Consider the following 14374-nt stretch of genomic DNA (forward strand, 5'->3'; position numbering starts at 1 on the left):
TCTCTTGCCATGACTTCTGCCCTGAACGACGCTCTGGTCAGCACGTGGGTCACCGGGTGGTCCCGGTGCCGCGACTACGAGGTACGCCACGACGGCCCCGTCCACGCCTCGCTGCGCACCGGGCACCAGTCCACGGACGGCCAGGACTGGGAGTACGTTCTCGCCAATCCCGATGAGGACGCCCTGACGGCCGCCTCGGTCGAGGTCCAGCAGCACCCGGGCCGGCTGCTCACCGTGGTGGGCACCGCCCCGGCCATCCCGGAGGGCGTGCCGCTGAAGCGGGTCTCCACGGGCGAGAAGCTCATGGTGGTGGACATGACCGGCCAGGACGTCGAGGCACCGATCGTGCCGGAGGAGTTCGAGGCCGCGATCGAGCGCAACGAGCCGGACTGGTTCCTGCTGACCATCACCTCCACGGACCAGCACTCCGCCGGGGCCGGCGCCGTGGCCGCCCGGGGCCGGGTGGCCGCCGTGGACGGCTACGCGGTGTTCGACCGGATCTGGACCTCTCCCGAGTTCCGCCGTCAGGGCCTGGGCTCGCTCGTCATGCGCTACCTGGCCTCCCTCGCCCTCGAGCACGACGTGCAGGAGGGCCTGCTGGTGGCCGGCGCCGAGGGACAGGCCCTGTACGGGCACCTGGGCTGGACCGAGCTGGCGGACGTCACCGTCTTCGGGGCCCTCGAGGACCACACCGAGAACCCCTCCCACTCGGACCTCAGCTGAACCCTCCCGTCCGGACCGACGATCCCCGGGACGCCGAGGCCCTGGCCCGGGCCCTGGGGAGGCCGTCCGTCCCCGGCCAGCTGGTGCACGTGCGCTACCTTCCGGAGCGTCCGGCGCGGACCGAGCCGTGGCCCGAGGGCACCCCGGAGGGCCTGGTGCAGGCCTTCGGAGGCTCGGGCGTGCTCGAGCCGTGGCACCACCAGGTCGAGGCCGCCCGGCTCGCCGCCTCCGGTCGGCACGTGGTGCTGGCCACCGGCACCGCCTCCGGCAAGTCCCTGGGCTACCAGCTCGCGGCCGGCACCGCCCTGGCCGATGACCCTGCCGGGACCGTGCTGTACCTCTCCCCCACCAAGGCCCTCGCCGCGGACCAGCTCGTCGCCTGGCGCGCCCTGGCCCGGGACGGGGCCGGCTGGCTGCGCCCGTCCCCCTATGACGGGGACACCGCCCCGGCGGACCGTTCCTGGGCCCGGGACCACGCGAACGTGCTGCTGACGAATCCGGACATGCTGCACATCGGGATCCTGCCCCACCACGAGCGCTGGGGCCGGTTCTTCCGCCGGCTGCGGTACGTCATCGTGGACGAGGCGCACGTGTACCGGGGGGTGTTCGGTTCCCACGTGGCGGTGCTGCTGCGCCGGCTGGCCCGGGTCTGCGCGCACTACGGTGCGGGGCCGGTGTTCATCGGCGCCTCCGCCACCAGCGCGGACCCCGCCGGGTCGTTCACCCGGCTGATCGGGGCGGACGCCGTGGCCGTCACCGAGGACGCCTCGCCCCACGGTGCGGTGACGGTCGGGTTCTGGGAACCCGAGCTGACGGACGCGCGCGGTGAGAACGGTGCCCCGGTGCGCCGTTCGGCCACCGCGGAGTCGGCCGGGATGATGGCGGACCTCGCCGTGGCCGGGACCCGGACCATCGCCTTCATCCGGTCCCGGCGCGGTGCGGAGGCCATGGCCTCCGCCGCCAAGCGGGAGCTCGCGGAGGTGGACCCGTCCCTGCCCCCGCGGGTGGCGGCCTACCGCGCCGGCTACCTGCCGGAGGAGCGTCGCGAGGTGGAGACCGCCCTGCGCACGGGACGGCTGCTGGGGGTGGCCTCCACCCCGGCCCTGGAGCTGGGCATCGACATCGCCGGGCTCGACGCGGTGCTGGTGGCCGGCTGGCCCGGGACGCGGGCCTCGTTCTTCCAGCAGGTGGGGCGGGCGGGCCGGGCCGGCCAGGAGTCCCTGGCCGTGTACGTGGCCGGTGACGACCCCCTGGACACCTTCGTGGTGCACCATCCGGAGGCGGTGTTCGAGCTCGCCGTGGAGGACTCGGTGACGGACCCGTCCAACCCGCACATCCTGGCCCCCCACCTGTGTGCCGCGGCCGCCGAGCTGCCGCTGGTCCCGGACGGCCTGGCGGCCTTCGGAGAGCCCGGCCACGTGCGCGGCCTCGTGGACCGGCTCGTGGCGGAGGGCTACCTGCGACGCCGGCCGGCCGGCTGGTTCTGGACCCATCCCGAGCACGCGGCGGCCCTGGTCTCCCTGCGGGACGACGGCGGCGGCCCGGTGGACATCATCGACGCGGACACCGGGGCGGTGCTGGGCACCATGGGCTCGCCGCAGACCCACTACCAGGCGCACCCCGGGGCGGTGTACGTGCACCAGGACCGGACCTACCTGGTGGAGGACCTCGACGAGGACGCCCACGCGGTCCTGGTGACACGGGCCTGGCCGGAGTACTACACCCAGGCCCGGGACATCACGGAGATCGAGGTCCTGGACACGGTCCGTCGTCGCGACGGCGGTGACCTGCAGTGGTGCACGGGGCCCGTGAAGGTCACCACCCAGGTGGTCTCCTTCCAGCGCAAGGCGCTGGTCTCGGGCGAGGTGCTGGGCGAGGAGCCCCTGGAGCTGTCGGCCCGGGAGCTGTTCACCACCGCGGTCTGGTTCCATTGCCCGTCGGAGCACCTGGTGGCCGCCGGGTTGACGATGGACCGGCTGCCCGGCGCCCTGCACGCCGCCGAGCACGCGATGATCGGCCTGTTGCCGCTGGTGGCCTCCAACGACCGCTGGGACATCGGCGGGGTCTCCATGGCACTGCACCCGGACACCGGCGAGCCCTCGGTGTTCGTCTACGACGGCCACCCCGGGGGTGCCGGCTTCGCGGAGCGGGGGTTCGCCCAGGCGGAGGTCTGGCTCCGGGCGACCCTGGACACGGTCCGCTCCTGCGCCTGTGCCGACGGCTGCCCGTCCTGCGTGCAGTCCCCCAAGTGCGGCAACCGCAACAATCCCCTGGACAAGGACGGGGCGGGCACGCTCCTGGCCTTCGTCCTGGACCGGTTGCGGGGTCATCCGGTCGAGGACGTCGACGGGGCGGGAGGCGTCGGAGAGGCCGAGGACTCCCAGGCGACCGGTGGCGGGCCGGCCCGGGAGACGCCCTCGGCGGGCCAGGGCAGCGGCGAGGCGTAGCGGACCCGCACCAGGACGGTGCCGCCGTCGGCCCTCGAGCACCCGGTGAGCCGGCCGCCGTGACGCCCGGTGACCTCCCCCGCGAGCGCGCAGGGGTCCGCCGCGACCAGCCCTCGCGCGGCGTCTGCGGCGGCGAGGGCGGCGAGGTCCGCGGCGGCCGAGGCCCGGGCCGCGGCGACGCCGGCCGTGCCCAGCGCGGTCGCCGCGGCCAGCAGGACCAGGGTGGTGAACACGGTGAGCAGCACCGTCACCGCACCGGCGCCCCGGTCGCCGGTGATCACGGCGCTCCAGCGGGAGGCACGACCCACTGGTCCGGAGCGTGGGCGGTCGCCTCGAGTTGCCAGCCGTCCCACCAGCCCAGCGGACCGGGTGGGGTGTGGGCGAGCGTCACGGTGACCCAGCCGGGGGTGCGGGAACTGCTCAGCCGGGCGCCGTCACCGGCCATGCGCCGGGCGGTGCCGATGGCCTGGGCGTCCGTCTCCCCGCGGGCCAGTTCGCGCACGGTGGCGGCAGCGGCCTCCTCCAGGCGGATCTGCTGCAGCGTGGCGGCCCCGGCGAGCAGGGCCCCGGCCAGGACCACGGCGGCACCCGGCAGCAGCACGGCGTACTCGGCGGTGACCGATCCTCGCTCGGACGGTGATGGATGCACGAGGGCCTCCCGGGCTGGGCTTCCGTGGCCCTCCGGCGCGGGCCGGAGGACCACGGGAGCGGTGGCGGTGGTCCGTCAGCCGAAGCTGAGGGCGTTCTTGACGATGTCCAGCAGCAGGCCCTGGACGTCGGCGCCGGCCAGGACGACGGCGAGGACTCCGGCGAAGCCCACGGCGGCCAGCGTGACGATGCCGTACTCGGCGGTCTGTGCCCCGGTCTCGTCGGACCAGTCGAGCACAGGCACGGGGGCCTGCGCGGGGGTCTGGGCGGGGTTGTGGGCGGGGTTGTGGGCGGGGCCCGGGGCCGTGCCCGGAGCGATGTCCGCGGTGGCGGGTGAGGGGTTCATGGTGTCTCCTTGGGTTCTTCGTGGGTTCATCTTGGGTTCTTCTGGGGTGTGTCGCGGTGGATGGGACGGGTGGATTCGGCCGCCCGCCTCCAGACTGCTGGCGGGGGCTCCGGCGTGGGGTCCTCAGGGGCGCCGGTTCTGGACGGGTCGCGGACACCGGTGCGGTGTGGAGGAGCGGTCAGTCCCCAGACCGCCCCTAGGGAAGCAGTGCCAGCACCAGGGGGACGATGCCCAGGCACAGGAAGGAGGGCAGCTGGCAGAGCCCGAGGGGCAGCACCAGGCGCGTGGCCAGTTCGGCAGCGCGCTGCTCGGCCCTGCGCCGCCGGTTGCGCCGGAGGGAGGTGGCCGTGGACCGCAGCAGGGCCGCGGTCGGGGCCCCGGTGTGGTGGGCGAAGCGCAGTTCCCGGGCGAGTTCCCGCAGGTCCTCGTCCTGCGTCTCCCAGGCCTCGTCCCAGTCCACGCCGAGGCGCAACAGGGCGGCGACGCGGCGCAGCGGTGCCGCCCCGGGCAGGTGCGCCCCCAGCAGGTCCAGGGCGGGAACGAGCCCCTGCCCGCTCTCCAGCAGTCCGGCCAGCAGGTCCAGGGCCAGCGCCGCGTCCACGTCAGGCCCCGTCCTCTGCCCGGCGGGCCAGGGCACGGGTCCAGAGGTGCCCGACGACGGCGAGCGCCGCCCCGGTGCCCACCACGAGCCAGCCCAGCGGGCCGGCCAACAGCTCCGTGGGCGGGGCCCCGACGAGCGCGGACAGCCCCAGGCCCGCCACGGGCAGCAGCCCGAGCAACCGGGCCGTGGACCTCGGACCGGCCGAGGCCGCCTCACGGGCCTGATGGGCGTCCTGACCGTCCTCCAAGGCGTCGGCGAGCCGCTCCAGCAGCCCGGCCAGGGGAACCCCGGCCTCCCGGGAGACCGCCAGGCACCCGGTGAGCTGTTCCCAGTGCCGGCCGGCCTCCTCGTGCCCGGGCGGCCGGCCGAGCAGGACCGCGGTGTCCGCGTCCACCAGGGCGTGGTGCAGGCAGCACCCGGGGCGCCGGGTGCCCGACCGGCAGGGATCGTGGAGTCCGGCCAGTTCGGCCCAGACACCCTCGGTCCTCCGGCCCGCCTGCAGCAGGGCCGCGGCCTGGCGCAGCAGGGTGATGAACTCCTCCGTCTGGTGCTCGCGCCGCCGTCGGGCCGCGCCGGGGAGCAGGCGACGCAGCGGCTCACCGGTCCAGCGCATGGCGTCCTCCGCTCCGGGTGGACCCGGTCAGGGCCTCCAGCGCATCCAGTCCCGGGCCGAAGCACAATCCCTCCGCGGTGGCGGTGATCGCCGGCACGACGCGCAGGGTGCGGGCCTCCGCACCCTCCGGGCGGTCCAGGACGGCCAGTTCCACGGGGCGGCGGCCGGCGGCTGTGCGCTCCACGTGCAGGACGGCGTCGACCGCGCTGGCGGCCTGCAGGGCCGTCGCCTCGGGTCCGAGCCCGGCCAGGGCGCCCATGGCCTGGAGCCGGGCCGGGACGTCCCGGGCGGAGTTGGCGTGCACGGTGCCGGCCGCACCGCGGTGTCCGGTGTTCATGGCCGCCAGGAAGTCGGCCACCTCGGCACCGCGGCACTCACCCACCACGAGCCGGTCCGGCCGCATCCGCAGCGCCTGGCGGACGAGGTCGGCCAGGCTGACGGCACCGGAGCCCTCGGCGTTGCCGGGGCGGGCCTGCAGGGAGACCACGTGACCGTGGGCCGGCCGCAGCTCCCGGGTGTCCTCCACGGTGATGATCCGCTCGTCCGCGGGGACCTCGGCGAGCAGGGCGCCGAGCAGGGTGGTCTTGCCCGACCCCGTGGCCCCGCTGATGAGCAGGTTGGCCCGGACCGCCAGCACGTGGCGCAGCACGGACAGCCACCGCTCACCGTGGGGCCACCGCCCGGCCAGCCGGTCCAGCGCCGGCGGCTCGGGCGCTGGCAGTCGCACGCTGATCTGGGGTCCGCCGGTGGTGATCGGGGGCAGGACCGCGTGCACCCGGGCACCGGCGACCTGAGCGTCCCCGTAGGGCTGTCCCTCGTCCAGGCGGCGCCCGTCCTGGGCCAGCAGTCGCACCGCCAGCTGCCGGGCCTCGGAGGGGGCCAGCCTCTGTCCCGTGCGCCGCAGACCCTCGGCCCCGTCCGTCCACACGGCCCCCTCCGCGTCGACCAGGACGTCCGTGACTCCGGGACCGCGTGCCGGTTCCGCCAGCGGACCGAGGCCGGTGAGCCCGTCGGCCAGGACCGTCATCTGCCGGGCAGCCTCCTCGGGCGTGTGGACGGGCAGGTGACGCCGGACGGCCTCGCCGAGCAGTTCCGGGGGCAGGTCCACGCCCCCGGAGCCGGACTGCCGGGTCCCGGACGCGGCCACGCGCGCGGCCAGCCAGCGACGTGCCCTCTCCTGCCGGGACGGCGACGGCGGCCGCGACGGCGCCCAGCCGCGGCTCACCGCCGGACCCCGGCGGGATCACGGGACAGCAGGGAGGCCAGCCGCGCGGCCAGGTCGAGGGAGACCCTACGGCGGGCGGACCGGGCCCAGGACGCGGGGGTGGGTCCGCCCCACAGGGAGGGGTCCAGGGCCAACCGCGCCGGGGGCCGGCCCGGGACCTCGAGACAGCAGGTTCCTCCCTGGCCGGTCACGGACAGCAGGGGAAACCCCTCGGCGGCCAGCGTCGTCGCCAGGTGCGCGTCGCGGCCCACGTCGAGCACGGTCCAGCGGAAGGTGTCGACGGTGGCATCGATCACGGGCAGCAGCTGCGCGGGAGGACCCGTCATGCTCCCCCAGCGCACCCCGCCGGCCACCGGGAGCCGGCCGGCCAGGGCGGGGCCGGGCGTCGGTCCCAGGACCTCCGTCAGGGCGGAGGCCTCGGAGTTCGCCCGGAGGCGGGCGTCCAGCCCGCCCCCGGTGCCCCGCAGGTCCACGAGCACCCCGCGGCCGGGCCCGCCCAGCAGCAGGGTGAGTCCCCACGGCAGGCCGGGCCAGCCGTCATCACCACCGGGGCCGTCACCCTGGTGGGCCAGGATGAGCGCCCGGCCCGGCAGGTGGGGGTCGACGCTGCGGGCCAGCATGCGGCACAGCGGCCGTGACCGGGTGGGCAGCGTCAGGGTGGACGGATCCGGGTTCGTCGATGCCGTCCCGTCCAGCGTCACGGCGGCCACGCCGACGGCGCTGGTTCGCGGCCCGGTCGTGGGCCCGCCCGCCAGGTGGCCGCTGATGACCATGACCGGTTCCCGTCCGTGGGCGGACGAGAATTGCGCGAGGGCGTCGGGGACGGTCCCCGGCTGAGGGGACTGCACGTGCAACCGGTGCCCGACGGCCGCCACGCAGGCCGCGACCTCGTGCAGCAGCCGGGTCGCGAGCGTCCCGGATTCGGGGGGTGGCAGATACAGCACGGGGAGCGGGACCGCAGCGGTACTGGTCATGGTCCGAGCGTGCCCGTCCGGGCCGGTGCGGTGCAGGCCGGGCGCCTCGCCCCGGGGACGGCTCCCCGGGGGCGGGCCCCTGTGCAGGAGCGGGCGGGGTGCTCAGGGCCGGTGCACGGGGACCGGCTGGGAGGCGTCCCAGCCGCTGATGTCGATCACCCGTTCCCGGTCCCAGTCCTGGGCCCAGCCGAGCAGTTCGAGGATCCGGTCGAGGACGATGGCGGTGAAGCCCCAGACGAGGGTGTCCGAGACGAGGAACCCGGGGCTGCGGAAGCGGCGGGCGCCCACGGAGGGCTCGGCGCTGCGACTGGTCGTGATCCGGTTGGCCGGGTCCACCAGGTCGGCCACGGGCACCCGGAACACCCGGGTGGCCTCCCCCTCATCCACCACGAACACGTCTGAGGGCCGGTCCCACCAGCCGACCACGGGGGTGACCCGGAAGTTCGTCACCGTCAACGGCGCCGGCGGCAGGCTCCCCAGCACCCGGACCCCGTGAGGGTCCAGTCCCGTCTCCTCCTGGGCCTCCCGCAGGGCGGTGGCCACGTGGTCGGCGTCCTCGGGGTCCTTCCGGCCCCCGGGAAAGGCCACCTGCCCGGGGTGCTTGCGCAGGTGCAGGGCCCGCTGGGTGAGCAGCAGGTCCAGGTCCTCGGGCACGGCGTCGGTGTGGAAGTGCGAGGGCCGCCGGTCCAGGGCCCCGAAGAGCACCAGGACGGCCGATTCGGCCGGTACCCCCGCCCCGGGCTCCAGGTCCACGCCGAAGTCCCAGCCGCGGCCGTCGTCGGGAAGCCGGTTCGGCCGGTCGCCCCGGGCCATGCCGGGCCCCAGGACGCCGTACCGGGCCACCAGCGCTCGCAGGTCCGCCAGCGCACCGTCGATCTCCATCATGCTCCCAGACTGTATCCCTCGGCCCGCAGCTGTGCCCGCGTGGCCCCGGCCAGCATCCGCGCGTGCAGTTCCTCGCGCCCCGGGGCCAGTTCGTACTTCAGCAGTCCCACCGCCGCTACCGGGTCCGTCTCCCCGATCCCGTAGGAGGGGCACCACCGCGCCACGGGGCAGGCGCCGCAGGCCGGACGCTTGGCGTGGCAGACCCGGCGGCCGTGGAAGATGAGCCGGTGGGAGAGCATGGTCCAGTCCCGGCGCTCGAACAGGGCGGCGACCTCCTGCTCCACCTTCACCGGGTCCTGCTGCGCGGTGAACCCCAGGCGCCGGGCCAGCCGGCCGAAGTGGGTGTCCACGGTGAGCCCGGGGACACCGAAGGCGTTGCCGAGCACCACGAAGGCGGTCTTGCGGCCCACCCCGGGCAGCGCCACGAGGTCGTCCAGCCGGCCGGGGACCTCCCCGCCGTGGCGTTCGACGAGGACCCGGGACAGCCCCTGGATGGCCGCCGCCTTGTTCCGGTAGAACCCCAGCGGCCGGACGAGCTCCTGGAGCTCGCGCTCGTCCGCGTGGGCCATCGCCTCGGCGTCGGGGAACCGAGCGAACAGCGCCGGGGTGGTCGCGTTGACGCGCACGTCCGTGGTCTGGGCGGACAGCACCGTGGCCACGAGCAGTTCGAAGGGCGTGGTGAAGTCCAGTTCGGCGACCGCGTAGGGGTAGGCCTCCGCCAGGACCCGGTTGATCCTGCGGGCCCGGCGGGTGAGGCCGAGCCGGGTCTCGCTCACGCCCGCTCGATGTCGGACAGGTCCCTCAGCACCCCGGTCCGTCCGTCGGTGTTCTGCACCAGGAACTCGTGGCCGCGGTCCTCGAGCGCGAGGATCCAGCCGCCGGGCTCGAGGCCGAACGCGGGGCTGCCGTCCTCGGGGTTCACGGTCCACCGCGGGGTCCCGACGGCGAACCAGAACGCCTCGTAGCCCGCCGGCTCGGTCCCGCGGGGCGCGGCCGGCTCCCCGAGGGGTTCCTCCGTCTCCTCGACGGGTTCCGGCACCTCGGTGCCGGGAGCACCGAAGGCGGCGGTCGCGGAGGCCTCGGCCTCCTCCGTGGTCCGCGGGCGCAACCGCGTCGCGCCCAGGTCCTCGTCGATCTCGGCCCCGGAGGGCTGTCCCGGCTCCGCCCCGGGCTCCGGAGTCTCCTGCGCGTGGGTGTCCTGCGCGTGGGCGACCGCGGCGGGGGTGGGCCACGGGCCGGAGGCCGTCCCACCCGGCTGCGGTGCCGACGTCGTGCCCTCGGCGGCCTCGGGGGCCTCACGGGGCGCCGGGGTCTCGGGGGCCGCGACGGCGGCCGGCCGGGGACGGCGCGCCGCGGACGAGGCGAGCACGCGGGTCATCACGCCGCGCAGCGGCGAGGTGAGGACCATGCCGAGCGCGCCGAGCAGCCCGATCAGGAAGACCGGGTTCAGCGTGGTGACGACGCTGCTGAAGAAGAAGGCCAGCGCGAGCCAGGAGGCCACGTGGCAGAACTGCTCGGTGGACAGCGATCCCACGCGGGGTCCGTCCAGGCCGCTGACGCCCCGGGACAGCACGAGGCCGGCGGCCACGAGGGGCACCACGACGCCCACGCCCAGGAAGAACACGCCGGGGGTGTTCCACAGGTTCTGCCGCAGGGTGCCCAGCGGCACGACGGAGCCCACGAGGATCACCAGGACGGCGAGGAAGAAGCCCAGGTCCCAGCGGTCCAGCCGCAGTCCTCCGCCGGTACGCGCGGGCGCCTTCCGGCCACGGTGCGATGCGATGCTCATGTGCGTCCTCCTGGTGTCCCCTTCGGGCCCCCTCAGGCCCGTGTTCTTCTCGGGAACCATTCAATCAGTCTTCGCGCGCAATGCTCTGCACGCGATGGCCTCGGACGTTAGGCTGTCCCTGCGGGCCCTGTGATGGGCGTTACACCAACGACTCAGGCGTGGCCCGGTACGAGATCTTCCGCACCGAAGGAGTACGCATGTCGACGTCCACTTCCGGCGAATCCGCCTCCGGCTCCATGGACCCCCTGCTGGTGGAGAGGCGCACCTTCCCGCCCTCCGAGCAGTTCGCCGCGCAGGCCGTGGCCACCGCCGAGCGCTATGAGCAGGCCGCGGCCGACCGGCTGGGCTACTGGGCCGACCAGGCCCGTGAGGTGCTGCACTGGGAGCAGGACTTCACCGAGGTCCTGGACTGGTCGGACGCCCCGTTCGCGAAGTGGTTCGTGGGCGGCACCACCAACGCCGCGTACAACGCCCTGGACCGCCACGTGGAGGCCGGCCACGGTGACCGCGTGGCCATCCACTTCGAGGGTGAGCCCGGGGACACCCGGACCTGGACCTACGCCGAGCTGGCCGCCGAGGTGCGTCGCGCCGCCAACGCCTTCGAGTCCCTCGGCGTGACCAAGGGCGACCGCGTGGCCGTCTACCTGCCGATGATCCCCGAGGCCGTCATCACCATGCTCGCCTGTGCGCGCATCGGCGCGGTGCACTCCGTGGTGTTCGGCGGTTTCTCCGCCGACGCCCTGCGCTCGCGCATCGACGACGCCGAGGCCAAGCTCGTGGTGACCGCCGACGGCTCCTGGCGCCGCGGCAAGCCCTCGATGCTCAAGCCCGCCGTGGACGCGGCCCTGTCCGCGCCCGGCCACGCCGTGTCCAACGTCCTGGTGGTCCGCCGCAACGAGCAGGACGTGGAGTGGACCGACGGCCGGGACCTGTGGTGGCACGACGCGCTCCGGGCCGCCTCCGACGAGCACGAACTGGTCTGGCACGACTCCGAGCACCCGCTGTTCATCCTCTACACCTCCGGCACCACCGGCAAGCCCAAGGGCATCCTGCACACCACCGGCGGATACCTGGTCCAGGGCGCCGTGACCCACCGCGACACCTTCGACCTGCACCCCGAGACGGACGTGTACTGGTGCACCGCCGACGTCGGCTGGGTCACCGGGCACTCCTACGTCGCCTACGCCCCCCTGGTGAACGGCGCCACCCAGGTGCTCTACGAGGGCACCCCGGACTTCCCGCACAACGGCCGCTGGTGGGAGCTGGTGCAGAAGTACGGGATCACCATCGTCTACACCGCGCCCACCGCGATCCGCACCATGATGAAGTGGGGCCGGTCCATCCCGGACTCCTTCGACCTGTCCTCCGTGCGCGTCCTGGGCTCGGTGGGCGAGCCCATCAACCCCGAGGCGTGGCTGTGGTACCGGGACGTCATCGGTGCGAACGCCGGGGCCGGGACGAAGAACGACGACGGCTCCGTCACCCCGGGTCCGCGCAAGCAGGACCCTGCCCCGATCGTGGACACCTGGTGGCAGACGGAGACCGGCGCGCACATGATCGCCCCGCTGCCCGGCGTCACCGCCGCCAAGCCCGGTTCCGCCCAGGTGCCCGTCCCCGGCATCACCGTGGACGTGGTGGACGAGGCGGGCAACTCCCTGCCCAACGACTCCGCCGGCTTCCTCGTGATCAGGGATCCGTGGCCGGCCATGCTCCGCGGCATCTGGGGTGACCCCGAGCGCTACAAGGACACCTACTGGTCCCGGTTCGAGGACATGTACTTCGCCGGGGACGGGGCCCGCCGGGACGAGGACGGGGATGTCTGGGTCACCGGCCGCGTGGACGACGTCATGAACGTCTCCGGGCACCGGCTGTCCACCTCGGAGATCGAGTCCGCCCTGGTCTCGCATCCGATCGTGGCCGAGTCCGCCGTGGTGGGCGCCACCGACGCCACCACCGGCCAGGCCGTCGTCGCGTTCGTGATCGTCACGGAGGAGGCCGGTCAGGTCGACCAGGCCGAGACGGAGCAGACGCTGCGCAACCACGTGGCGCGGGAGATCGGCGCGATCGCCAAGCCCAAGCACATCCTGGTGGTGCCCGAGCTGCCCAAGACCCGCTCCGGCAAGATCATGCGCCGCCTGCTCAAGGACGTCGCCGAGGGCCGGGACCCGGGCGATGCCTCGACCCTGTCCGACCCGACGATCATGCAGCAGATCGCCCAGTCGCTGCGCACGTAACCGCGGTGACACGAAGGCCCCGGACCGCGAGGTCCGGGGCCTTCGTCGTTGGCGGAGGTGTCAGGTCGTCGGGCCGGGCGCGATGCCCTCCTCGCCGGAGAGGTGGTCCGGGTTCTTCAGCAGGTGGATGAGCGAGGCGACCATGCCGCCCCACACCACCACGATGGCGACGACCAAGAACAGGATGGCGATCGGGTCCATGTCAGTGCCCCTTTCTCGGGTGCTCGGCGTGATGGTGCTGGCCGACGGTGTCCCACTGGACGCCGGGGCCGGTGCCCTCGTGTTCCGGGTATTCCGGCAGGTCCTCGGACTCGAGGTTGTCGTTCAGTTCGCTGTGCAGGGCCGACCTCTGGGTCCACGGCAGCAGGGACAGCAGGACGGCGACCACGATCAGCGCGATCGACATGCCCCAGCCGAAGGTGCCCACGAACCAGGACGGCAGGTCCCCGTAGCCCTCGGTGGCCTTCAGCACCACGTCGGAGACCCACATGTAGGCCAGCACGATGGGCAGGATCACGGCCACGAGGACCTTGTAGGCCCGGCCGACGCGGAAGGAGGACACCGCGTTGAGGTGGTTCACCATGTTGTCCAGGCGTCGCAGGAGCCAGGACACCACCACGACCGCCACGAGGGCGGCGCCCACGATGCCGAAGTTGTTCGCGAAGGCGTCCGTGACGTCCAGGACGTTGATGCCGGAGGTGGTGCTGAACAGCAGCAGGGAGATCAGCCCGGAGGTCCCGACCACCACGATCACCGTGGTCCAGCGGCTCCAGCCCAGCTTGTCCTTCACCGCGGAGACGACCACCTCGAGGATCGAGATCAGCGAGGTGAAGCCCGCCACGACCAGCGAGGCGAAGAACAGCACGCCGATCAGCGCCCCGGCCGGGGCCTCGGAGATGATGGTCGGGAAGGCGATGAAGGCCAGGCCGATGCCGTTGGTGACCACCTCGGCCACCTCCACGCCGTTGGCCTGGGCCATGAAGCCCAGCGCCGCGAAGACGCCGATGCCGGCGAGGATCTCGAAGCTCGAGTTGGAGAAGCCCACCATCAGGCCCGAGCCCGTCAGGTTGGTCCGGCGCTTGAGGTACGAGGCGTAGGTGATCATGATGCCGAAGCCCACGGACAGGGAGAAGAAGATCTGGCCGTAGGCCGCGATCCACACCTGGGGATTCGTGAGCACCTCCCAGTTCGGGGTGAACAGCGCGTTGAGCCCCTCGGGGGCACCCGGCAGGAACAGGGCCACGACCACCAGGATGACGAACATGACCACCAGCACCGGGATCCCGATGAGCGAGGCCATCGCGATGCCCTTCTTGACGCCCACCCCCAGGATCACCAGCAGGATGAGCCAGACCACCAGCATCGGCCAGAACACGGACGGGACGAACTCCAGGTTCGGTGCCACGTCGTCCGCCACCCGCAGGTACTCGCCGAAGAAGAACGCCTCCGGGTCATCGCCCCAGCGCTCGTCGAAGGAGAACCAGGTGTACATCGCCGCGTAGGCGATGATGGCCGCGTAGTAGACGCCGATGACGAAGCAGATCAGCACCTGCCACCAGCCGATCGACTCCGTCCACCTGCTGAGCCGCCGGAAGGCCAGCGGGGGCGAGCCCTTGAAGCGGTGCCCGATCGCGTAGTCGAAGAACAGCAGCGGGATGCCGGCCGTCAGGAGGGCGACCAGGTACGGGACGATGAAGGCGCCGCCGCCGTTCTCGTAGGCGACATAGGGGAAGCGCCAGATGTTGCCGAGTCCGACGGCGGACCCGATCGCGGCGAAGATGAACGCCCAGCGGCCCGCGAATTGCTCGCGGCTCGCCTTCTGGGGTGATGCGGTGGTGGACGACACGGTCCCTCCCGGTCAGTACCTCGGCCGCGCAGGGTCACGGTCC

The 14374-nt window shown here is 73.7% G+C and carries 14 protein-coding genes and 1 pseudogene; 3 read left to right on the forward strand and 12 right to left on the reverse strand.

Annotated features, from left to right (window positions below; translation table 11 throughout):
* Positions 1-9 precede the first annotated feature (9 nt).
* Positions 10-723 carry a GNAT family N-acetyltransferase gene (locus PLJ28_RS01800; protein ID WP_183527755.1) on the forward strand — a complete coding sequence of 238 codons (714 nt, stop codon included), beginning with the start codon at positions 10-12 and terminating at the stop codon, positions 721-723.
* 83 nt (positions 724-806) lie between these two features.
* Positions 807-3170 carry a DEAD/DEAH box helicase gene (locus PLJ28_RS01805; RefSeq protein WP_183527757.1) on the forward strand — a complete coding sequence of 788 codons (2364 nt, stop codon included), beginning with the start codon at positions 807-809 and terminating at the stop codon, positions 3168-3170.
* Between the two features lie 8 nt (positions 3171-3178).
* Here the strand turns inward: PLJ28_RS01805 and PLJ28_RS01810 are convergent.
* The 10 genes and pseudogenes from PLJ28_RS01810 to PLJ28_RS01855 all read right to left on the reverse strand — a co-directional run.
* A pseudogene (locus PLJ28_RS01810) lies at positions 3179-3523 on the reverse strand (Rv3654c family TadE-like protein); the annotation flags it as partial.
* On the reverse strand, positions 3448-3819 hold the full coding sequence (locus PLJ28_RS01815) for a TadE family type IV pilus minor pilin (protein WP_183527759.1): 372 nt from the start codon (positions 3817-3819) through the stop codon (positions 3448-3450). The gene PLJ28_RS01815 and the pseudogene PLJ28_RS01810, both read right to left, overlap by 76 nt.
* 75 nt (positions 3820-3894) lie before the next feature.
* Positions 3895-4164, reverse strand: a complete 270-nt coding sequence (locus tag PLJ28_RS01820) for a DUF4244 domain-containing protein (RefSeq protein ID WP_183527761.1) — start codon at positions 4162-4164, stop codon at positions 3895-3897.
* A gap of 196 nt (positions 4165-4360) precedes the next feature.
* Positions 4361-4765, reverse strand: coding sequence for a type II secretion system F family protein (locus PLJ28_RS01825; protein ID WP_183527769.1), 405 nt, complete (start codon positions 4763-4765; stop codon positions 4361-4363).
* Between the two features lies 1 nt (position 4766).
* Positions 4767-5378: a type II secretion system F family protein gene (locus PLJ28_RS01830; RefSeq protein WP_183527771.1), complete on the reverse strand. Its 612-nt coding sequence runs from the start codon at positions 5376-5378 to the stop codon at positions 4767-4769.
* The gene (locus tag PLJ28_RS01835; RefSeq protein WP_183528570.1) at positions 5362-6525 is read right to left on the reverse strand and encodes a TadA family conjugal transfer-associated ATPase; all 1164 of its coding nucleotides are present in this window, start codon (positions 6523-6525) and stop codon (positions 5362-5364) included. Before PLJ28_RS01835 ends, PLJ28_RS01830 begins: the two co-directional genes overlap by 17 nt.
* Positions 6526-6599: 74 nt before the next feature.
* On the reverse strand, positions 6600-7577 hold the full coding sequence (locus PLJ28_RS01840) for a hypothetical protein (RefSeq protein ID WP_183527773.1): 978 nt from the start codon (positions 7575-7577) through the stop codon (positions 6600-6602).
* A gap of 102 nt (positions 7578-7679) precedes the next feature.
* Complete coding sequence (locus PLJ28_RS01845; protein WP_183527775.1) at positions 7680-8462, reverse strand: NUDIX hydrolase; 783 nt, start codon at positions 8460-8462, stop codon at positions 7680-7682.
* A complete protein-coding gene (nth, locus tag PLJ28_RS01850) occupies positions 8459-9238 on the reverse strand; it encodes an endonuclease III (protein WP_183527777.1) in 780 nt (259 codons plus the stop codon). The genes PLJ28_RS01845 and nth overlap by 4 nt, the downstream gene beginning before the upstream one ends.
* Positions 9235-10251, reverse strand: coding sequence for a superantigen-like protein SSL4 (locus PLJ28_RS01855; protein ID WP_183527779.1), 1017 nt, complete (start codon positions 10249-10251; stop codon positions 9235-9237). Before PLJ28_RS01855 ends, nth begins: the two co-directional genes overlap by 4 nt.
* 197 nt (positions 10252-10448) lie before the next feature.
* Between PLJ28_RS01855 and PLJ28_RS01860 the strand changes: the two genes are divergently transcribed.
* The gene (locus PLJ28_RS01860) at positions 10449-12485 is read left to right on the forward strand and encodes an acetate--CoA ligase (RefSeq protein WP_183527780.1); all 2037 of its coding nucleotides are present in this window, start codon (positions 10449-10451) and stop codon (positions 12483-12485) included.
* A 60-nt stretch (positions 12486-12545) separates the two neighbouring features.
* On the opposite strand, the gene PLJ28_RS01865 is transcribed toward PLJ28_RS01860, so the two are convergent.
* Both PLJ28_RS01865 and PLJ28_RS01870 read right to left on the reverse strand, forming a co-directional pair.
* Positions 12546-12686, reverse strand: a complete 141-nt coding sequence (locus tag PLJ28_RS01865; protein WP_083843252.1) for a methionine/alanine import family NSS transporter small subunit — start codon at positions 12684-12686, stop codon at positions 12546-12548.
* A gap of 1 nt (position 12687) precedes the next feature.
* Entirely contained in the window at positions 12688-14331 is a 1644-nt protein-coding gene (locus PLJ28_RS01870; RefSeq protein WP_183527782.1) for a sodium-dependent transporter, read from the reverse strand.
* Positions 14332-14374: the final 43 nt, after the last annotated feature.

This window comes from Citricoccus sp. (genome assembly GCF_035445025.1).
GTDB lineage: Bacteria > Actinomycetota > Actinomycetes > Actinomycetales > Micrococcaceae > Citricoccus.

Coding starts and splice junctions, on each gene's coding strand:
- PLJ28_RS01800 (WP_183527755.1), top strand. CDS start 10: ATGACTTCTGCCCTGAACGACGCTCTGGTCAGCACGTGGGTCACCGGG.
- PLJ28_RS01820 (WP_183527761.1), bottom strand. CDS start 4,164: ATGAACCCCTCACCCGCCACCGCGGACATCGCTCCGGGCACGGCCCCG.
- PLJ28_RS01845 (WP_183527775.1), bottom strand. CDS start 8,462: ATGATGGAGATCGACGGTGCGCTGGCGGACCTGCGAGCGCTGGTGGCC.
- PLJ28_RS01860 (WP_183527780.1), top strand. CDS start 10,449: ATGTCGACGTCCACTTCCGGCGAATCCGCCTCCGGCTCCATGGACCCC.
- PLJ28_RS01840 (WP_183527773.1), bottom strand. CDS start 7,577: ATGACCAGTACCGCTGCGGTCCCGCTCCCCGTGCTGTATCTGCCACCC.
- PLJ28_RS01865 (WP_083843252.1), bottom strand. CDS start 12,686: ATGGACCCGATCGCCATCCTGTTCTTGGTCGTCGCCATCGTGGTGGTG.
- PLJ28_RS01855 (WP_183527779.1), bottom strand. CDS start 10,251: ATGAGCATCGCATCGCACCGTGGCCGGAAGGCGCCCGCGCGTACCGGC.
- PLJ28_RS01830 (WP_183527771.1), bottom strand. CDS start 5,378: ATGCGCTGGACCGGTGAGCCGCTGCGTCGCCTGCTCCCCGGCGCGGCC.